The sequence below is a fragment of the Pseudomonas sp. P867 genome, assembly GCF_019891455.1.
GTDB classification, from domain to species: domain Bacteria; phylum Pseudomonadota; class Gammaproteobacteria; order Pseudomonadales; family Pseudomonadaceae; genus Aquipseudomonas; species Aquipseudomonas synxantha_A.
Window position 1 is genome coordinate 1 of record NZ_JAFLXB010000001.1, and the last position, 19,895, is coordinate 19,895.

The window sequence follows — 19,895 nt, forward strand, 5'->3', positions numbered from 1 at the left end:
GCTCCTGCCCACTCGATAACTGTCCCATCATGCTGTGTGATCCCCCTCCGGCCAATGAAGAGATTTTGCCGGAGGCCAGTCAGGGGAGCTACTTTTTCAACAGAATCGGCCCAAAGCGGACATTTGACAGAAATGTAAGCGGTAACGAATTTTTCACTGTGGCTCCAATTCTGACCATAAACAACTGCGCCCAATGCCGGCCATTAACGTACCGTAGTCTTCAAAATTACTGGCACTCACCTCATCCTGGCTCGTCCACGTTGCTTCACACTCTTCGCACACCCACAGCAAAATATTTGTGGAGCGCACCCGCATTGCTCGAACGTAACCTTGGCTGCACCTTTGGCACTCAATCAGCATACAAATAATCTCTGACAGGACTTAGATGTAGTCTAATCCTATCGGCTGCTTTTGGCCGACTTCTGCCTATTGCGAAGGGAAACTTTGGGTCGACTTCTGCCAGTCAGGGCACACCCAGTGTGCTGGTCAAACCCGATCCAAACGACTGGTCAAGTCGAATGCAAATGTGTGGTCAGGTGGAGTGCAATTACCAAGCAATGTTGGAAGTAGCCTCATGTAGGTAAATGAATAAAGCAATGCATCCGTGGGTGATCGTTAGCCTGCGGATCTCTTCATCATTGGATAGTTTTGTTTAAAGTGGTGATTACCTGCAATGCCGTACCAAAACCAAAAAGGCTAATGCTACGGTCTTTGTTTGAGTCGTATGGCCATTCCACATACCTGGTCAGCACGGACGTCCCCGCGTTCATCGCAGCTACTAGATCTGCCTCCTGCTTTGGGGAAAAGCCAGGATCAGCAGGGGCGTCAACGGGCGCTGCTTTGTCGATGCGCAGGGCTATAGAAGAGCCGGGTAGGTGGTCATTCCCTACCTGCACAAAATAGGAGGAAGCGCCGGAGACACCTACCATCAGGCTTGCTCTCGACATTGCACAATAATGAGTATCGCTCATGCCATCTAGCTTACAGCGAAGATTCCAGTTTTCATCATGTTTGTCCTTCAGGATATCAAGCACGTTTTTAGGCAGCCCTTGTACTGAGCCGCTCCCATCTGTGTAGTAGAAACGGTATTTGGCACCGTTGAGCGTTCCCGACTCTACGCGATGAAGCACATTGTTCTTTCCCGACATCAGGTCGAAAGAGACGTGACAGACGACTGCCCCTCCTTGGAAAATCGGACCTACAACATTGACCATCTCTGGCGCGGCCACTGTTGGCTTATCCTTTCTATACCCCGACTCATACTGCGTCTCGGGGCACTGTGCTGCTTGGATTACATGCGGTAAAACGGCGGCAACCGCAATGGCGAGCGTGATAGGCCGAAAATTGTACATTTCATTAATCCCTTAATATGAATGGCCTGCACATAGTTAAGTGAAGGGCCGATAGAACTAGAATTTTTGGATATCAGTGAGGGTTGCAGCAAACGCCTGGAGAATCTCCACCTTGCTTCGGCCGCCGCCGGTGAGGTGGATGAACTCATCAAAATGGATATTCACGAGCTTGCCCGTTCTCGGATTCATTAGGGCGCACGTCCGCCACTCATAATTGCCCGTCTCTACAGCCGCCGCATAGCTCAACAGCCAGTACATTGCGACTTGCCTATAGTCGGCAGCGGAGAAATTACCGGCTATGCATTTCACTTCGATCAGAGTCGAGCCGGCAAAAAAATCGCCGGTTCCTGAGGCGATCCAGCGAAAGCCGGGTATCACCGGAGCCGCCCCATAAGCCGAGTTACAATCAGTGGCTACCTGCTTAACCATAGTCACCAGGTTGTCCGCTACGCGCAGGGCTATACGTTGATCATTCTCAGAAATTTCCGATGGGCTGATTGCATCGAAGAATCTACTCTGCCTGTCTGTAGCGGTAGCAACGCATTCTCCCCACGTCGGATTGTTACCAAGGACGCGCTGCTCACCTACGGCAAAAGCCAATTCGAATAACAGAGATTTTTGCAGTTCACTTGCCTGAATCGCTTCTGGCGGTACGACGATCACCCCACAATCGATAGCCAACTTGTTATAAAAGGACACGATGCCAGGCGTTAGCCCTGGAAAAATAGCGTTCAGTATGCCGGGAATATTTCGAGCGATCGTTCTAGGATCACGCCCAGCTTTAGTTATCATCACACCAGCTCCGGTAGAGACCGGCGAAGGTCGGACGATCCTTACGCTCTATTCCTAGCCTCCATGACTGTTCCAAGCTTGGCCCAATCTGACGGCGTAGGCCATCCCCTTGGTCTCCAAAGGATTCGGCTGCGAGCCATGTCAATCGCTGACATTCAGCGTTGATTTCACTCCATCGGCTTGAGACAGAGCTGAAACCAGACCTGTCTTTCCATAGACGCCAGCAGTCTATACACGCTCTCTTGACTGTGTGGGACGAGTTGTATTTATAAGCACTTTGGACAAAAGCAGCTCTAGCCGGCGTTTGCGCAAACTTCAATACCCGAAGGTAGTGAAGCAAGCTGGCTTCAGCTTGCAATAAATGAGCAGAGTGGACAGCCACTCTATCTATCACCGCATCCAGATTAGAGTGGATTTCTTCATATTCCGCGCCTGCTCTGAGATTGGCTACACCTCGCATGATGGTTGACCATGAAGCGCGAAAGGCATGCAAGTTATTCGGTTCCAGTAGCGTCGAGGCAAGCTGCAGGGCTACGACTGGGCTATGGAATTTCAGGGTCCTACCTATTTGGGTTATCAAGAAATTATCCGGGAGCGACTTTTGCAATTCGTTGCCGAGCAATTTCTGGACGTCTAGATTTTCGACAGTCATTTTCAGCGACTCATAATCCCCCTCGGGGTTATCAGAGTAAGGATCATAATGTAGGTCGATATGTCTCAAGATTCCGGCGTTGGTATCGTCACCACCAAGCTGAGTAGTAACATATTCCTCATAATGCTTAGCTGTCATCATGATAGTTTTCGATTTATTTAGCGTGATCCCATAGTCCGCGAGAGCGTGTGATAAAAATGCTAGCCCTGCGTAAGCGGCGGAATTCGAATCTGCAATGAGCACATAGTCGTCAACATATCGGTGCCAACGTAAGCCGTCATGCGTCATTCGGTGGTCGACAGAGTTCAAGAATAGCTCTGCCAGAATCCGCGAGCACTGTCCACCGACAGGTAGGCCGAAGGAGCGTCCCGCTGAAAACTTGGATAACAGTGCGGTGATTTGGTTACCTACCCTGCCATCCGGGAACAGGTCATCGATGAGGTTTTCTAAATAATGATGCGAGATGTGTTCGTAAAAGCTTGAAATGTCGGTTTGGACGACTACTGTCCCCTTATGAGCAAGCGCAGCCTCTTTCGACGTAGCCTCTCTGAACACTCTCCAGGATGAGCCCCGGTCGAATAGCTCAGACCCGCCCTCCGCCTGGAACCTATATGAGAAGGTTCGCTGATCACGTCTTGGTTCTAACTGATCGGCGATAGCTACGCCAAGTCCGTTGAAATAAATGCTCCAAAACGGGTGAAGTTTTGTAGTAACCCTGAATCCTGATGCACCGGTAGCGACCAAAAGGCGCTCGCTGAATACGGTTAATGCTGCGATTTTGTTCTTGCTGTTGGACACACTGTCTTTGCGAAGCTCCTCCGAAAAACCGAAAGCGACTTCTGCTAGCTCATTTTGCTTAGCTGAAACGAAATTCGTGTCGACATCGAAAGGTAGCGTGTCGTTGTCACCGTGCGCTCCGATATCAGCAGCCGCACGCAGAAAATGCTCAAGTGTTACTTCAGACATATCCTTCCCCCGGCCGACGATCTCTGTTAGCCGGGCTCAGTGCACCGACAATCCCTCGCCCAGCGATCATCTCAGTACGCCCAGTGCATGTCGATAGGCGGCTAAAGGCGGACGTTCGCGTTTTCTAGAAAACTGGGGGCGATTCATGCAAGCGCATGTCGGTTACCTGGCATGAATGATTCCACTAGGCCAGAAACGGTGCTGTCCGCAGTCAACAGCAGATTTCGGTATGGACAAATTAGACTCCGAAAGCACTTCATAAGTGGATAGCCATGGCCATGGTGTATTCAGCGGGAAACTAGAGTCGGCGCGGGTTTCAATAATGTCCATGGGTTGACATCTTTCCTTTACATCGATGAAATATTTTGCGACCTAACTGGTATGCCCGGCGAACTCACAGAGTTTGGGCGAAAGATCCGTGCCAAAGTCCTAAAGCACACCGGTATTCCAGTAGGTGTGGGCATTGCCCACACCAAAACCCTGGCAAAGCTGGCCAATCACACGGCAAAACGCCTGCAGGCGCAAACCGGCGGTGTAGTGGATCTGTGCGACCCGTTCAAACGTGACTGGGTGTTGCGCAACACCGCCGTAGAAGAGGTGTGGGGCATCGGTCGACGCATGACCGCGCACATGCAGGCCTTGGGCATCCGCACGGCCATGGACTTGGCCAAGGCGGATCCGCTCTTGCTCGGCCGCAAATTCAGCGTCGTCCTGGAGAAAACCGTGCGCGAGCTCGCCGGCACTTCGTGCCTGGCCCTGGAAGAGGCGGCACCGGCCAAGCAGGATATCTGCTGCAGCAGAATGTTCGGCATGCGCCTGGAGACGATCGAGCCTATTTAAGAGGCGGTGGCCACGTACGCGCAGGGGGCTTCGGAGAAGTTGCGGGCTCAGCATTCACTGTGCAAAAAGATCCGCGTGAGCATTCGTACCGGCATGTTTAACCCCGATGAGGCTCGTTACGCTAACGGCGTGGTCGTGGAGCTACCCTACCCTACCAATGGCGTGCGTTTGATCACCAAGGCCGCGACACAGGCGGTGGAACGCCTGTTCCGCCCTGGGTTCCGATACAGCAAGGCTGAGATTTTGTTGATGGATCTTCGTCAACCAGGTGCATTCACCGACGACCTGTTCGCGCACACGCAACCAGCTGCAGCGGACAAGGTCATGAACGTTCTCGATGAAATCAACTACCGGTGGGGCCGCGGAACGCTGCGCGCTGCAGCGGTGCCGGCGGCGCCTGCCTGGGCGATGCGTCGTGAGTTGATGAGCCCGAACTACACCACCAGGCTTGATCAGCTCTGGACGGTAAATGCCAATTGAGGCATCAGAATTGAGGGAGTTTCAAAATGTGCAGTCATTACGAAGCACCGGCGCCGCAGCGGGTAGCTGACGCCTTCGGCGTTGAACCTTATGAACAGGGCAAGCTGGATCTGTGGCCAGGCTACATCGGGCCCTTCATCCGCAACGCGGAACACGTCGACCTCGAGGCGGAGTCGCCGGCGCCGAATGAAGTACTCGCCGGTTCGTTCGGCCTGGTCCGTTCCTGGAGCAAAGACACCAAAATCGCGCGCAAAACATACAATTGCCGCTCGGAGACCGCGAGTGCGAAGCCGTCTTTTCGCACCGGTTGGCGTCAGTCCCACCACTGCATTATTCCTGCCGCAGCGATCTATGAGCCTGACTGGCGTACGGGAAAATCCATTCCCACGCGCATAGTTCGGTCGGATGGTGAATTGATGGGAATCGCCGGCCTGTGGGAGAAATGGCACGAACCTGGTACCGACAGGATCCTGCACAGTTTTACGATGCTCACGATCAATGCCGACGACCATCCTTTCATGCGCAACTATCATAAACCCGAAGATGAAAAGCGCATGGTGGTTATTCTGCCCAAGGGGCTGTATGCCGATTGGTTGGATGCCTCGGCCAGCGATAGCATGGAGTTCATGCGTCAGTACCCGGCCGACCGCATGGCAGTCGCCATGTGAGGCTATACCGCTGCCTACGCTAACCTGAACTGACCAAAACGAGAGTGGTTGAATGACCAAAGATGAACTGCGACAACAGCTGCAGGAGCAATTTGAGCAGCACTTGCAAGCAAACCCTGACGCGGTGACGCTATATGCGGCAGAGCCGGAACCCGAAACCAAGCCGTGGAAAAAGAAGCCTAGCCCGCTTGATCAGGCATTTGCACGAGACCTGGCTGACATTGAAAAGGCCCTGCGGGCCGAGGAATAGCCCTGGGCAGCGCTGTTACCATTTTCCGTGAACAGAAGTAACACCATCTGGCCAGGACTATCCCCGGCTTTTTTGTTGACGTACTATGTCAGGATTGATGGTGATTAAACATTTAGAGTGATCCATGCCCAAGGCAATCGTTATCGAAGATGAGCAGCTTAAACATGCGGTGAAGTTGGCCAAAGTGAGCAGCCCTGAGAACGGGAGCCGTGACGCAGCATTGTTGTTGACCTGCTTTGGCACTGGAATGACCGTGACGGAGATTTGCCGTCTGCGTGTGAGCGACTACCTGACCGAATCTGGCACTGTACTGATCGACTCCCAGGTGCGGGCAGAGATCGCGTACAACCACCGCTCAAGGCCGTTGTGCTGGACAAGCAAGAAGCTGACGAACGCCATAGACGCACATCTGGCCGAGCGACTTGTACGCGGCCATGGCATCTCTACCAGAGTGGCGGCTTACCGTGGCCTTGATCCTGACTCACCACTGTTTGTGTCCGGTCGTACTGGTGAAGGGTTGAAGATCAGTGCACAGCGCCGCGATGGTAAGACCTACTACAGCGCGAATCAGCTTAGTCGCCTGTACACGCGATTGTTTGGGCTTGCCGGTATCGAAGGGGCCAGCGCGCAATCAGGCAGGCGTACCTTGGCAGTGAAATTGAAGCGCCGGGGGATCGACCTGCGACACATCAGCGAGATACTTGGCATTGAGAGCCTTGAAGCCGTCAAGAAGCTCTGCGCGAGCGATCCTGCGCGGCTGGGCGACATAGTTCGGAGAATCATTTGATGGAAGTTAGCCGATGAGTAAGGTGTTCCTGAGTCATAACCATGCGGACAAGCCTTTTACAAGGCGTCTCGCGAGCGATCTTCGCCAAGCTGGTCATTCTGTTTGGATTGATGAAGCCGAAATAAACATCGGTGACTCCCTCATAGGGAGAATTCGTGAAGGTCTTGATGAAGTAGATTTCGTGGCCGCGGTTCTAAGTGAGCACTCCATTGGTAGTGTTTGGGTGCAGAGGGAACTGGAGATCGCATCAAACCGAGAGATCGAAGAGCGCAGAGTGGTTGTTCTGCCACTGTTGGTGCAAAAAGTGGCGCTGCCAGGTTTTCTGAAAGGGAAATTTTACGCTGACTTCACCGATCCCACGTCTTACAAACCAATGCTTGATCTGCTACTTCGCGCGCTTGGCCCCGCAACGCCGGTAGAAAAACCCGCAGACGCTGAGATGGAAGCTCTAAGGAGCGAACTTGCCGTCATGAAGCATGCTTTAGATGATCTTTCTAAACAGAATAAAGCTCATCAACATTTTTCGCTGATGCATAAGAGTCCCCTACTAGCTGAAGCTGTTGACCGTGCTAACCAGAAATTTCCGAATCATGCGCCAATCAATAACACCTACGCCTTTGAGGTTGGTAATACCGTGGTAACCCTGGATTACCTGCTTTGGGGTATTGGGAAAGCCATGAGAACGGGAGCTCACGTTCTAGAGGCGCTGCTTTCAATGCACAACAAGTGGCAAGAGGCTCACTGCATGATCGAGGCATATGACGACCTACTAGCTAGCTATGACTAAACGATCCAGGTAATTCACATATGACCATGCGCACATACGAGTACTTCGCCTGCCCTAATGGCCATCAAGGCGAAGAAAAGACTTCAGAGAACGATCAGCCTTACTCAAAAAGCTGGGAACAGGTATCAACCAAAGGGATGAAGGATGGACCAGACGGGACCTACCTGTGCACTACCTGCGGATTGGTGATGTCTCGCGCTCCGAAGCCGCTTGCATAGGAAATATGCGCGGGGCTCTCAGCCTCAAAAGGTTCGGGATTTTTCAAAAGCATTCGGATGGGCTGTCGCTTTCAATGATGGTGGTCTTGACCGAATGAAGGATCATTACGACCCAGAGCTTGGCAAGCTAGTTGTAGCGCTCTCCTGGTGGAGTCGCGCGCTTTCGAATGGTGTTCCAGAGAAAGATTTTGACCGCTACATGGATGCCCACCTGGCATTTGCTGATTCGCTGGTGAGCGGTGTCGGCCAGGTAGAGGCAAGAGCAGCAATCCAAAAATGGGAGCGATTCGCAGGTTAATTCGGATTACACGCAAGATTTTAGGAGAGACACAATGACCAACACGGCTACCGCTTTCGGCGTACAAGCCAAGTACCCCAATGAACAAATACAGCGCAGCTGTGAGGAGCGTTTGCAACTGCTTCTGACAGCCCAATCCAATGAGCAGGTTGGCCATCACTACCACCAGGGAAGGGCTATGTTCAAGCCCTGTCAGATGCCGGTCTGATCACCCGCCAGGAAGGCGGAATCATCAGTAGCCAACTGCTGGAAACCATGTTGAAGGCTATGAAGCGGCTGAATGACGCAGGCGCGAAGTAACGGTCAAGGTTGCGAACTAACGGAAATGCCGCTGCATCCACATGCCCGCCTCCGTGCAGGCCTTGTCAGTAGGAGCAGGGCATTTTCGGCCCTGGGATCGAGCTGGGAAACCTCACGTTAGGAAGCAAATTATGGAAGTTGAGAAATCGGTTCTCATTGCGGTTAAAGATTTATTATTGTCTCGATTAGAGAGCATGCCGTGGCACGACTTTGATCTTGAGTCAGGCTACGGTGATGTGCGGGGCGAGCTGGTGGTTTTGTGTCGGCAGAATGCTGATTCTGAAGCCCTCACGAAGGTTCTGAGAGCAGAATTTCTGCATGATGATAAGCAGGTGTACATCACCAACATTTTCATGCCTGAATCCATGACGAAAGAGCGATTGGGTAAGCGCGTGATTAAAGCTATGTATGAGGCTTGTGCAAAGTACAATTACCACCTTCTGCTAGTCGATATGGTTCCGTCGTTCTATCGCCGCATGCTCGAACGTGGCGCGCATAAAATTGATGGAGACTCAGTTCAAATTCATGCCAAGACAAACCTACTTGATGATATGGCGAAGTAGGAAAACGTGCGAGAGGACCACCAATGGCAGACCTATTGAAACTGGTCGAGGCTGAACAGGCTATAGCCTTGGCTCGACTTCCTAGCCCATTCGCGGTGTTGTTTGAGCGAGGCGATCTTTCAGTTGAGTTGTTTGCCCCTCGAGGCAAGGATACACAAACTCCCCATGCTCAAGATGAGCTGTACATCGTCAGTAACGGCACTGCGACTTTTCGGCGTGATCAGGTTTACACAGATGTAAAGGCAGGTGATCTGCTATTCGTACCTGCGGGTGTAGATCATCGTTTTGAGCGGTTTAGCGAAGACTTCCGTACCTGGGTGATTTTCTTCGGCGAGACACACCCTTTGTCCGGTCGAGACTAATAGGAAAAATCGCTGCACAACCGGCCCATTGCAGTAACAAAGCGCGGCTTTCGCGCCTCACTTTTTGAAGGAATGAAAGGCACCATGGACGACATCGGCACCATCGACTTGACCCTGATCTACAGCGCCCCTGGCCGTGAAACACCTATAGCGCATCCCGGCGTCATAGCTACCCTGTTCTATAACGAGCCACATCGTACCTGGTCCGTTATGGTCGACCATCCAACCAATCTCATCCGTGATGGGCTTATTCGTGCTGAAGTGGTCCTGTCCGATGGCCGAAAGCTGGCTGGCACTGCACGTCGCCCGTCTATCTTGGGCAACGCGTTTGAACTGGTTGAAGACGCTTCCCACTAAATAGGAAAAGTTCGAAAAACGCACCAGGTACGCTCAAGCCCAGCCCTCAAAAGCTGGGCCGAGTAGGTAGAAGGATGCCCACTTGGCGTCCAATTCATCGAAGGAATGACGACATGGCAACCCCTCAAGGAAAAAACCAAGCTGGTGTATCGCGATCACCTTCGCCGATGAAGAAAACAACGGATTCGTCACGCTTGGCGGCGCTGGCTGGGAAACTCAAACCGAATGGGAACAGCAGTGGCAGGACATTTTTCTATCTCGGCTGGGCGATGCAGATCCGTCAACGCTGTTCGCTGACAAGCTCGACCAGGACGGTGATCAGATCGACGAAAAGCGTGTGACGGCTGAAACCGTTGAGCGGTTGTTGGGCCGTCCCTTGGACGAACTGATCGCCGAAGGACGAGCGAAAACCCCGTTCACCATGGCCCAGCTACTGGAGCGCGACCCGGAGCTGGCTGCACAGTTTCGTAGCCGCCGGACACCAGCGGCAAGTTGAGGGAAAACTCTGGCACAGCACCGTCCGACTTGATGAGTGCTAGCTCAGGCCATTGCGGCCGCTGAAATCGGCTTGACTTGCTTTATTTTCTGTTTTCTGAAGCGCCCCCAAACGGCGCAGCATGGCGATATCGTTATTGCGGCGCTCAATGCCGAGTGCGTGTGCAAGCGTTTCCACAGCCGCGATGGTCAAGTGGTGTTGATGGCCGAAATTCCCAAATTTCCGCCCAGGTACGTCATGGAGGGAGACGAACTGGTGATAAGGGTCATGCCGGACGGGGCGATTTGATTCTCATGGTCGGCCAATCTCGGTGCGGGTAAGCCTTAAAGCTTGACGATGACTCTTTTCGCGTCGAAGAATTTGCGCCGGAACATCGGCGTCGGGAGCGTCGATAAAGGCGTGCTTCACGCTACAGTTTCAAACTCTACTACTGCCAACATGACAATTCCCGCAACGGGGATTTCAGCGTTTTTGAAGCACCCGGGAATATAGACATAAAGTGCCCGTCTTTTAGGTGGGCCTCATCTATCTAAGACAATCAGTCTAACCGAAAGCACCTTCTTTGATCCTCCATCATAATCACACTCAAAGCTGGCTTTCTTATACACTCCCGCTCCATGCTGATACGCGACCTTGCCGTGAGAGTCTTGAAAAACACCTACGTCCTCCAAGGTTTCAAAGTTCTCGCCCTTTATGGTTATCGTCGATTTATTGTAATCCAGCCAGGCGATATCCATTATTGCTATGCCACCACTGTCACCAGTCCATTTGAAAGCGTTTTTAGCTGTTTTCTGTATTGCTTGTTGGCAACCGTCAACATAGTAGGGATGGATTAGCTTTACCCAACATGACAAATTCCTAGAACAAGCTTGCTTGCTAACGTCGGTTGGATCAACTTGTTGGTCGGCTTGTGCAATGTCTGTGATGCTTGTCATAGACAGCACGAAAGAAAGGATAGTTGCCATTACTAGTTTCATAAAGCGTCCTTACATATTTTTGATTTGTGAGACTGCTAGGCGCCCAGTCCGTGCCATCCCCATTTGCCATAAGACTTCTGAAGACGAATTTCCCAGCGTTTAAGACCCCTACTGCCAACCACAAAATGAAGTCGGTCTATTCGATATTTTTTGCGGTATTTCTTTCCTTAGGCTTAAGGAATTCCAGCACCGTATCGGCGCAATGGCCGGCGCTTTATCTCGGATCGTTTCATGCTTGATTCTTGTATGGTTCGGCTCGATTTTGTGCGAACCATATATGGCGCCATACACAGAATCAAGGATAAAAGGACACAAAAAGGAATAGAAGGGCTCAGCAGGGATTGGGGCTCGTTCAGTATTGCAGGGGGAGGGGCGTAGCGGGAGGGTGTTGGACAAGGGGGAATAAAAATGCGGAGCGGGTAGAGGAGTTTCAATTAAGGGATGTTCGCCGAATCCAGGTCGGCCGTTACGAGATGCGCTATGTGATAGTGGATTAGATTATCTACCTTCAGCGCCTACGGCAAACGATGGCCTATCAAGGCTCAAAAAACCTTAGCGTACGTTTTTACGAATTCTGTAGGCTCCCCTTTGCAGGCTACGAGCCACCCAAGACCCTCACTGGCCTTAGGTGCACTTTTTATTCCGTTGCTCCGAACCCTAGATACAGGGTAGGTCGCCCCGAGGCCGTGTTGAATTCGCTAACCCACAAGATAATTAGCCTGAAAACCAATTAATCAAGTGCTGACTGATCCGGAGTGAAATGAGCTGATTCCCACCCCAGCCAACCTCTGTGGATAGTATGCGGACTATTGACATGTCAGTGAAATGCGCATACATTGAAACAGGTGATACGCGTAACACATGAGGCATGACATGACAGTAAAAAAACACGTCAGCGTTCGGTTGGAGCAAGAGACTAGGATAAAGCTAGAGTTAATCGCCAAGCGCAGGATGATGGAGACAGGTGTGGCGGTAACACTCGCCGATATGATCCGCGAAGGTCTGGCCCAGTTTACCGACATTGAGCAATCACAGAATTCTGTGGCACGTATTCAGTCCCTTGCACCAGTAAAGCCAGCCCCAGCCGAAGAATAGGCCGATATGATCCCTCAGATCGCAGCTAAGCCAAAGACTAGCCGCATCCATACTGAGGATAAAATCAGCGAGCTATGCCGTCAGGCTCAGAAGCAGAGAAAAAAGGGGATGAGTATCTACAGGATTGCAGACCAGCTAGGCGTTGACCAAACGATATTTGCCCGTAAGCTGCTAAAATAATATCGAATGTGGATCAGGTCAGAGATATCTGAAAGAGTGCCAGTCCACTGAGCAAGCAACGCAATGACGTCCACACAGAAACTACCGTAGGAGTAGTGCAATGCGGAACCAATAGGATAATTTGTGTTGCACTTAGTTCCTGCAACGAAGTAAATGCTTGATGGGGATTATTCGTAGTTTGCCTGTTGTGGTAGATTGCAAGTCCAATGTTTATGAAGATGCTTTAGGGCTTTAGAAAATGAGCAGGCTTTTTTTAAAATATTTGTCTGTGGGTATAATCAATACCATGCTGCATTGGGTCGTGTTTGCATGGCTGGTTTATATGCAAGACTTCAGTCAAGCTACGTCAAATCTGTATGCTTTCAGTATCGCGGTTACATTTTCTTATTTCGCTAATTCGTATTTGACGTTCGAAAAAAAGCCTACGACAACTAGGTATATTGCGTTTGTTGCTTTTATGGGGGCATTAAGCTATGCGTCTGGTTTGTTAGCCGACCGAGTAAGCTTGACGCCAATTTTAACATTGGTAATGTTTTCTACAATTAGCTTGATTGTGGGATTTTTTTACTCAAAACTGATTGTTTTTAAAGATAAAAAATGAAAATATCATTAGTTGTACCTGTTTTCAATGAAGAAGATGCAATACCTATCTTCTATAAAGCTGTTCGTGAAAACAAAGAAATGAGCGAGTATGAAGTTGAAATAATCTTTATAAATGACGGTAGTCACGATGCTACAGAATTTATTATTAATAAATATGCGTCTACAGATTCTCTAGTGATGGCGCTAAGCTTCACCCGAAATTTTGGTAAAGAGCCAGCTCTATTTGCTGGTATAGAACATGCGACTGGAGATGCTGTAATTCCAATTGATGTAGATCTTCAGGACCCCATTGAAGTCATTCCAGAGCTTATTAGAAAATGGCAGTTAGGGGCTGATGTAGTGTTAGCCAAGCGTACTGATCGCTCTAAAGAAAACTGGTTGAAAAGAAAAACAGCCGAGTGGTTTTATAGGTGTCACAACAAAATTAGTACACCGAGAATTGAGGAAAATGTAGGTGATTTCCGACTGATGTCAAGAGAGGCAGTCGAAAATGTTAAGTTGCTGCCTGAGCGAAACTTGTTTATGAAAGGGATATTGTCATGGGCAAGTGGAAATATTGAAGTGGTTGAATATTCTAGAGCAGAGAGGTCTGCAGGGGATTCAAAGTTTAATGGCTGGAAATTATGGAATCTGGCTATTGAAGGAATAACCAGCTTTTCGTCTGTCCCTCTAAGAGTGTGGACATATTTAGGATTGTCTGTAGCTACCTGTTCATTTTTGTATGGTAGCTTCATGGTAATTGATAAATTTATCTGGGGTAATGCAGTACCTGGTTATCCATCGCTACTCGTCTCCATTCTGTTTCTTGGTGGCATTCAATTGATAGGTATTGGTGTGCTGGGTGAATACATCGGTCGTATATACACAGAGGTAAAGCAACGACCGCGATATATCCTAAAAAGGTATAAAAAATGACTTATAGCAAAAACTGCTTTATTTCATGTTTGATGATATTGGGAGTGGCGTTAATTCCCATTTTCAGTTCAAATATTTACTATATGGATGACTTGTATAGGATTGTCTTAGGTATTAAAGGATGGTCTGGGGATGCAAGACCATTTGCAGAGATTTTCTACAGTGCATTGACTTTGCAAAGTGTTACTGTGCCTGATTTATATCCGGCACCATTAATATTGGCAGTAGTTTTTTCGTGCTTTGTTTTTTCTATGTTATCCACGAGATTTTCTAACGGAAGGGATATTTTATTCGCTTTTTGTATATGTCCATTAATCCTTAATCCTCTGTTTGTTTCAAACTTACATTTTAAATATGATTCCCCTTTTATGGTGGTTTCTGTTGCATTTGCATTGCTGTCTTTCTGTTTTGAACTCAAAAAAATAATTGCGTGCGTTTTTATTACTGCAATATTTGTGACGCTAACATTGTCAACCTATCAAGTATCAGTAAATGTTTTTGCTGCGCTGACAGTTGTTGAATTTTTGCATGTCGCGACCAAAGGGGATTTTAGAGCGGCCGTGCTGAGACTTTTTAACAGAGGCGTTGGTTTTATTGTTGGGTATCTGATTTATTCCAAAATAATAATCCCTCTGGTGCAAGTAAACAAATATTTTTTAGAATACAGCACGGCTATTAGTCTGGATAAGTCCGGGGTTTTAAAAGTATTTGATAATTTAATGTCTTCATTTTCGATATTCACGAATAGTCAAAGCTTGGGCTTTGAGATTTTTGTCTTGTGCCTTGTTTCTGCTTATTTCTTGACAATTGTCAATTTATTGATATCAAGCTACAAATCTATAAACCCAATTGCTTTGGGCTTGTCATGCATTTTGGCTTTCTTTACGTTTGTATTGCTAATTCCTGGTGTCATGATTTTTAGCGAGCAACCTTTATTCTTTGCTAGAGGCTATATCGGCTTTGGTGCATTCGTTTCGGCGATGCTTATACCTTTGTGCTGGGCTTCGGTTAGGGCACTCAGATATATTCTGGTTATCCCATATATTTATATGGTCGGCTTTATCTATGCTGCGCATAATGCATTTAGACTTGAAAATGACCATATTGAGCGAACAGCTATCAGCATTATTGATGACATAAATAAAAGCGGTAATGCTGATATAAATTATATGCGTGTCGATGGTGTATTAAAGAACTCCTCAGGCACTGAAGTTATAGTTGCTGCGTATCCTCTGGTGAAAAATATTTTGCCCAAAGCGTTTTCGTATCAATATGACGGTGGTCTATACGTCATAAAAAGGCTTGGTCTTCCAGATGTGAAATATGCAACGGATGAAAAAGCTGAGGCTGTTTCTAATAGTTGCATGCCTAAGCTAAAAAGGTATTATTACGAAATTTGCTTCGGCGCCGGAGATACGGCTTATGTGAGATTTAAATAATCCTGAGTGGTTCATCGCACTCACTTGCAGGAAATTGATTAGCAGGCGCTCACTCGAGTGCCTCTGTCGCTTCGGTGTAAATCATTGACTGTTATGGTAATCAACCCCCGCTTCCAGTATCTGCTAGAAGAATAGCCAAGGCCTTTAAACCGCTTACTGTTGAGTAACGCCGAATTTGCTCCAAGCCTCGGCTTCGAACACCATAAGTTATGAGAAAGTAACAATGAGTACAGCAAATTGGAACGGGATCAGGCTCGTGCTAACTGTGCTTGCCATGGTGGCTATTATTTTTTTCAGCACTACATCCAGGCCGAGCATGAGCAGAGCAATTCGCAGCGTGATAGTTATTGCGCGAGGCAAGCCGAGGCACCTTATGAGCCGTTGAACGGGGATGCCAGCTGTTTTGGATGGACGCGTAGATCCGGTAGCCCGATGACAACTGAAGGTTGAGGGAAATCAACGAATGGCCAATTTTGCAGCGGTAAACAAAGCAATCAAAAAAGCTTTCCCGACTTTGGATATCCAGGCCATACGCTGCAAAGGCTACGTGTTTTTCGGTGGCAACGACGGCTTTGACAAGATCGAATCGATTTACTCGCATCCAACCAGCACCAGTAGGAATTTCAACATGGACTTAGATGCCCGCAGAATTAACGAGCAAAAAATTATAATAGCCGCTGCCGAAAGCTTAATTGAAGTCGGTTGCAGAGTTTCCGTTGTTGTGGGTGAGGTTGTGCTTCTTTCCGATAGCACGGACCCGATTGAAATTGATAAAGCTTTCTGCGAGTCGGGTGAGTCCGGCTTTAGTGTGAAGCGTGTTATCGATGGTACGGTACAAAAGGGCTGGATCGAGTTTGTCAGTGCATTTGGTATTGAAGTTACGGCAGACGACAATCTCCAGATAAATCACGCGTTGCAGATGGTCAACGAGTTGGCCACGCAACTGGGGCTGCAGCGGAATGTCCCAATCTGCGAGTCGTGCGGCTATGAGGACCATCCTGATAAGTACGGTAGTCGCTGCCCTGAATGTGGTGCCGACCCCATATAGGAAAACTCGGTGAACAGATTCCGCAATAAGCCCCTTCGCGATCAGTCCGCAGCCATGGTTGCCGCGTACCGCAACCGTCACAGCGGATTGTTCACCGAAGCTGGCCAGCCACATCGCGCAAGCGGACTGGCCTTGGCGTTCTGGAACGGCTTTGACGGCGTTTCGATGGGAACCGGATTCACCATCACCACCAGGGCCGAACGCAGCTCGCCTGCCTACGCTTGCTGGAGAGCCGGACAAGACTGCAAAAAATCAGACCCCGTGGCCCAAGCCGCGACGTAACGGAAAACGCACCAGGTACACCACAAGCCCGGACTAAAAACCGGGGCCGCGTCAGTAGAAAGAGCAGGCAGTCTTGCCTATTCTCTTGCGTAGGCAGGATTGCCTATAACTGATAAGTGAGGGATGCGTGGACAATCGCACACGTTATCTGCAGCTGCTGGATGCCTATGGCATCACCCAGGCCAAAAGCGCTGAACTGATTGCAGCGGTGACGTCCCGGCCATGCTCGGCGAGAACCGTTCGGTCGTGGTTCAACGATCCTGAAAAGCGAAGCTCAACACCGTGTCCCGACTATGCAGTCCCGAACCTGGAAAAGGCTATTGAGTACATGCAACGCGCATTGGCGCGACGTGCCGAAGGTTAAAGGAAAAAACCGCATGAAAAAAACAGGCCTCGCCAAATCCAACGTCAAGATCGGACTTTTCATAAGGATCGACTAGAAGGTGAATTGCTTCATATGGTGCTGCTTTCGGCGTTCTATGGTTTGGAAACATCCAAACTGTTTGGCTAGTCAGTTGAGCATCGCTACGGGCAGATGACTCATGCTCAGTTTATGCTGAGAGCAGGACACAGCCGTATGTATTACGCCGTGAAGGGAGATGGAATGCCGATAGGTATGCTCATCACCACTAAAACGGGCAAGCCGAAAATTAAACGTATGGACGCGATCTATGTGTTCGAGACATTTCGAAGTTCAGGCGTTGCACAGATGCTTTAAAGCCAGCTTTGAACTCGGCGTCACTGAAATCGGCTGCATGGCCCATGCGCGCCGCAAGTTCTTCGAATTGCACGCCACCAACAAGAGCCAGCTCGCCGAACAGGCCTTGCGCTACATCCAGTTGCTTTACGACATCGAGAGCGAAGTCCGCGACCTTGAACCGGATTACGCCGCCTAATACGGCAAGAAAAAGCTGTACCGGTGATTGATGCTCTGCATGCCTTGATGATCGCCCAGCGCCAGATCGTGCATGACGGCTCGGCGATCAGCAAAACTCTGGATTACAGCCTCAAACGCTGGACGGCGCTGTCGCGCTATCTCGATAACGGGGCCGTACCCATTGACAATAATTGGTGCGAGAACCAAATCCGACCGTGGGCGTTGGGTCGCAAAAATTGGCTCTTTGCAGGTTCGCTGCGCAGCGGCAAACGGGCGGCGGCGATCATGAGCTTGATCCAGTCGACGCGGCTCAACAGGCATGATCCGTATGCTTATCTCAAAGATCTGCTGACGCGGCTGCCGACGCAGCGAGCAAGTGAGATTACCGAGTTGCTGCCGCATAAATGGGCGCCCGTTCAACCGCCCAAAGTATGTTGGGCAGGTGCGGACAGCGCTGGTACTGGGGTTACCGGAGCAGCGGGTCGGCTCATCGCTAATGTGATGAGGCGTACATAGATGGCGTGGACGGCGCAGGCAGTGCGTAAGTCGCCTTCATCCATTCGATTTCTGCCTGGGGCGTGCGCCCAAAGAAACGTTTGAATTCGCGGCTGAATTGCGAGGCGCTTTCGTAGCCTACATTGAACGCCGCCGTCGAAGCAGTCATAGCGTTGCGTAGCATCAGTAATCGCGCCTGGTGCAAGCGCGTCGACTTCAGATATTGCATCGGCGACGAGTCCGTCACGCTGCGAAAGTGCAGATGAAAATTGGGCACGCTCATGCTCGCTTCTTGGGCAAGGGACGCCACATCCAGGCGCTCCTGGTAGCAACTATGGATCTTGCGGATCGCACGAGTGACCTTACCAAAGTGCCCCTGGCGATTGAGCGCGGCGCGCATCGAGCCACCTTGCTCGCCGGTTAGGATGCGGTAGTAGATCTCCCGCACCAGCGACGGCCCAAGTATTTGCGCTTCGCCCGGACTGCTCATCGCCTCAAGAAAGCGTAGCGTCGAGGCGCGCAGCAAATCGTCCATTGGCGAGGCATACATGCCCTTGGGCTGGGCATCACTTGGCCCGAGAGCTTCATCCATTTGCAGTATCAACTCGCTGGCCATTTGTAAGTCAAGGCGCATGTAGACCGCCAGCATTGGCTGCGCCTCGCTGGCATCGGTCTCCATGGTGAAAGGAACTGGGACGGACACCACTAGATAGTGCTGGGCGTCATAAACGAATACGTCATCGCCCAAATAGCCACGTTTGCGCCCTTGGCACAGGATCACGATACCCGGGTCATACAGCACCGGAGTGCGAGTCAGTGGCCGATTCGAACGCAAAAAGCGGATATCCTCTAGCGTGCTGAGGTTGTAGCCCTCGACCGGCGCGAGGGTTTCCATCAAATGCACCATGCGCGAGGTGCGTGAGTCGGCCCGATTCATTGATGTCCCCTCTGCTGGCCGGCCAACCGTCGGTGGCAAGGGTCAGCGCTTCCCATTGATCAATCTCCCTGGCCGTGCGATTAAGCTTGTCACGTACCAGCCCCAACGCGTCACTGCCCAATAATAAGTGTGCCGGTGGTGTCGGGCTGGCAATAACCTGCAACATCGCTTGCGCCGCTTTTCGCGGGTCGCCAAGCTGTTTGCCGCTCTTTTCTTCGCGGGCCTTACGTACCGGGTCGAAACTGGCGTCATAGTCAGCAATGCTTCGTGGGGTGCGCTGCATCGAACGACCGGCCCAGTCAGTCCGAAACGAGCCAGGTGCCACGGCGGTCACGAAGATGTTGAAAGGTAGCAGTTCTTTGCTCAGCGTATCGGAGATACCTTCGAGAGCAAACTTGCTCCCGCAGTAGTACGCGATGCCCGGCATCGTGATGGTGCCGCCCATAGAGGTGATATTAAGAATATGACCAGTGCGACGCTTGCGAAAATAAGGCACGAAAGCCTTGGTCATCGCTACCGCGCCGAACACGTTGACGTCGAATTGGCGACGCATTTCCTCCAGCGGCGACTCTTCAAAGATGCCCTCATGACCGTAGCCGGCGTTGTTGACCAACACGTCGACTGGGCCGTGGGTTGCTTCAATAGCAGCTACTACGCTGTCGATCCGGGCGAAGTCAGTGATATCCAGAATCACCCCATGAGTATGATCCACCGAGAGCGCCTGAAAGGCGCGCAAGGCGGCTTCACTACGCACGGTACCTATGACACGGTGGCCCGCTGCTAGAGCTTCTTGCGCCAGCGCGTTGCCGAAACCACTGCTCACCCCCGTGATGAATATGGTTTTTCTGCCGTTCATGGCGACTTCCAATAAGTAGGGAC

The 19,895-nt window shown here is 50.5% G+C and carries 20 protein-coding genes and 5 pseudogenes; 19 read left to right on the forward strand and 6 right to left on the reverse strand.

Features of this window, described 5'->3' with window-relative positions; all coding sequences use genetic code 11:
- Positions 1-635: 635 nt before the first annotated feature.
- From J1G33_RS00005 to J1G33_RS00015, 3 genes are read right to left on the reverse strand one after another with little or no spacing between them, the layout of a single operon-like run.
- A complete protein-coding gene (locus J1G33_RS00005) occupies positions 636-1,352 on the reverse strand; it encodes a hypothetical protein (RefSeq protein WP_223017487.1) in 717 nt (238 codons plus the stop codon).
- A gap of 57 nt (positions 1,353-1,409) precedes the next feature.
- Positions 1,410-2,144, reverse strand: coding sequence for a hypothetical protein (locus J1G33_RS00010; protein ID WP_223017488.1), 735 nt, complete (start codon positions 2,142-2,144; stop codon positions 1,410-1,412).
- On the reverse strand, positions 2,134-3,762 hold the full coding sequence (locus J1G33_RS00015) for an RNA-directed DNA polymerase (RefSeq protein WP_223017489.1): 1,629 nt from the start codon (positions 3,760-3,762) through the stop codon (positions 2,134-2,136). The genes J1G33_RS00010 and J1G33_RS00015 overlap by 11 nt, the downstream gene beginning before the upstream one ends.
- A gap of 351 nt (positions 3,763-4,113) precedes the next feature.
- Between J1G33_RS00015 and J1G33_RS00025 the strand changes: the two are divergent.
- From J1G33_RS00025 to J1G33_RS00075, 12 genes and pseudogenes are all read left to right on the forward strand, one after another.
- Positions 4,114-5,082, forward strand: a pseudogene (locus J1G33_RS00025) (DUF4113 domain-containing protein); the annotation flags it as partial.
- Between the two features lie 26 nt (positions 5,083-5,108).
- Positions 5,109-5,750 (forward strand): SOS response-associated peptidase family protein, encoded by a 642-nt coding sequence (locus J1G33_RS00030; protein WP_223017490.1) that lies wholly within the window; start codon positions 5,109-5,111, stop codon positions 5,748-5,750.
- Between the two features lie 52 nt (positions 5,751-5,802).
- Positions 5,803-6,000, forward strand: a complete 198-nt coding sequence (locus J1G33_RS00035) for a hypothetical protein (RefSeq protein ID WP_223017491.1) — start codon at positions 5,803-5,805, stop codon at positions 5,998-6,000.
- A 124-nt stretch (positions 6,001-6,124) separates the two neighbouring features.
- Positions 6,125-6,787: a tyrosine-type recombinase/integrase gene (locus tag J1G33_RS00040; protein ID WP_223017492.1), complete on the forward strand. Its 663-nt coding sequence runs from the start codon at positions 6,125-6,127 to the stop codon at positions 6,785-6,787.
- 13 nt (positions 6,788-6,800) lie between these two features.
- The gene (locus J1G33_RS00045) at positions 6,801-7,574 is read left to right on the forward strand and encodes a TIR domain-containing protein (RefSeq protein WP_223017493.1); all 774 of its coding nucleotides are present in this window, start codon (positions 6,801-6,803) and stop codon (positions 7,572-7,574) included.
- A 312-nt stretch (positions 7,575-7,886) separates the two neighbouring features.
- Positions 7,887-8,090: a hypothetical protein gene (locus J1G33_RS00050; protein WP_223017494.1), complete on the forward strand. Its 204-nt coding sequence runs from the start codon at positions 7,887-7,889 to the stop codon at positions 8,088-8,090.
- 431 nt (positions 8,091-8,521) lie between these two features.
- A complete protein-coding gene (locus J1G33_RS00055; RefSeq protein WP_223017495.1) occupies positions 8,522-8,953 on the forward strand; it encodes a hypothetical protein in 432 nt (143 codons plus the stop codon).
- Between the two features lie 23 nt (positions 8,954-8,976).
- The gene (locus tag J1G33_RS00060; RefSeq protein ID WP_223017496.1) at positions 8,977-9,315 is read left to right on the forward strand and encodes a cupin domain-containing protein; all 339 of its coding nucleotides are present in this window, start codon (positions 8,977-8,979) and stop codon (positions 9,313-9,315) included.
- Positions 9,316-9,399: 84 nt separating this feature from the next.
- On the forward strand, positions 9,400-9,672 hold the full coding sequence (locus J1G33_RS00065) for a hypothetical protein (RefSeq protein ID WP_223017497.1): 273 nt from the start codon (positions 9,400-9,402) through the stop codon (positions 9,670-9,672).
- A 113-nt stretch (positions 9,673-9,785) separates the two neighbouring features.
- Positions 9,786-10,013 (forward strand): hypothetical protein, encoded by a 228-nt coding sequence (locus J1G33_RS27795; RefSeq protein ID WP_262416678.1) that lies wholly within the window; start codon positions 9,786-9,788, stop codon positions 10,011-10,013.
- A complete protein-coding gene (locus J1G33_RS27800; RefSeq protein ID WP_262416679.1) occupies positions 10,010-10,168 on the forward strand; it encodes a hypothetical protein in 159 nt (52 codons plus the stop codon). The genes J1G33_RS27795 and J1G33_RS27800 overlap by 4 nt, the downstream gene beginning before the upstream one ends.
- 96 nt (positions 10,169-10,264) lie before the next feature.
- Positions 10,265-10,456, forward strand: a pseudogene (locus J1G33_RS00075) (S24 family peptidase); the annotation flags it as partial.
- A gap of 233 nt (positions 10,457-10,689) precedes the next feature.
- On the opposite strand, the gene J1G33_RS00080 reads toward J1G33_RS00075, so the two are convergent.
- On the reverse strand, positions 10,690-11,145 hold the full coding sequence (locus J1G33_RS00080; protein WP_223017498.1) for a hypothetical protein: 456 nt from the start codon (positions 11,143-11,145) through the stop codon (positions 10,690-10,692).
- 413 nt (positions 11,146-11,558) lie between these two features.
- Between J1G33_RS00080 and J1G33_RS00085 the strand changes: the two are divergent.
- From J1G33_RS00085 to J1G33_RS00120, 7 genes and pseudogenes are all read left to right on the forward strand, one after another.
- Positions 11,559-11,642 (forward strand): annotated as a pseudogene (locus J1G33_RS00085) (type II toxin-antitoxin system RelE/ParE family toxin); the annotation flags it as partial.
- Between the two features lie 376 nt (positions 11,643-12,018).
- Positions 12,019-12,240, forward strand: coding sequence for a hypothetical protein (locus J1G33_RS00090; RefSeq protein WP_223017499.1), 222 nt, complete (start codon positions 12,019-12,021; stop codon positions 12,238-12,240).
- A gap of 777 nt (positions 12,241-13,017) precedes the next feature.
- Entirely contained in the window at positions 13,018-13,938 is a 921-nt protein-coding gene (locus J1G33_RS00100; RefSeq protein ID WP_223017501.1) for a glycosyltransferase family 2 protein, read from the forward strand.
- Positions 13,935-15,377, forward strand: a complete 1,443-nt coding sequence (locus tag J1G33_RS00105; RefSeq protein WP_223017502.1) for a glucosyltransferase domain-containing protein — start codon at positions 13,935-13,937, stop codon at positions 15,375-15,377. The genes J1G33_RS00100 and J1G33_RS00105 overlap by 4 nt, the downstream gene beginning before the upstream one ends.
- Before the next feature lie 463 nt (positions 15,378-15,840).
- A complete protein-coding gene (locus J1G33_RS00110) occupies positions 15,841-16,425 on the forward strand; it encodes a hypothetical protein (RefSeq protein WP_223017503.1) in 585 nt (194 codons plus the stop codon).
- 409 nt (positions 16,426-16,834) lie between these two features.
- Positions 16,835-17,071 carry a hypothetical protein gene (locus tag J1G33_RS00115; RefSeq protein ID WP_262416680.1) on the forward strand — a complete coding sequence of 79 codons (237 nt, stop codon included), beginning with the start codon at positions 16,835-16,837 and terminating at the stop codon, positions 17,069-17,071.
- 349 nt (positions 17,072-17,420) lie between these two features.
- Positions 17,421-18,001: pseudogene (locus J1G33_RS00120) on the forward strand (IS66 family transposase); the annotation flags it as partial.
- 76 nt (positions 18,002-18,077) lie between these two features.
- On the opposite strand, the gene J1G33_RS00125 reads toward J1G33_RS00120, so the two are convergent.
- On the reverse strand, positions 18,078-19,016 hold the full coding sequence (locus J1G33_RS00125; RefSeq protein ID WP_223017504.1) for an AraC family transcriptional regulator: 939 nt from the start codon (positions 19,014-19,016) through the stop codon (positions 18,078-18,080).
- Positions 19,017-19,041: 25 nt separating this feature from the next.
- A pseudogene (locus tag J1G33_RS00130) lies at positions 19,042-19,872 on the reverse strand (oxidoreductase); the annotation flags it as partial.
- Positions 19,873-19,895: the final 23 nt, after the last annotated feature.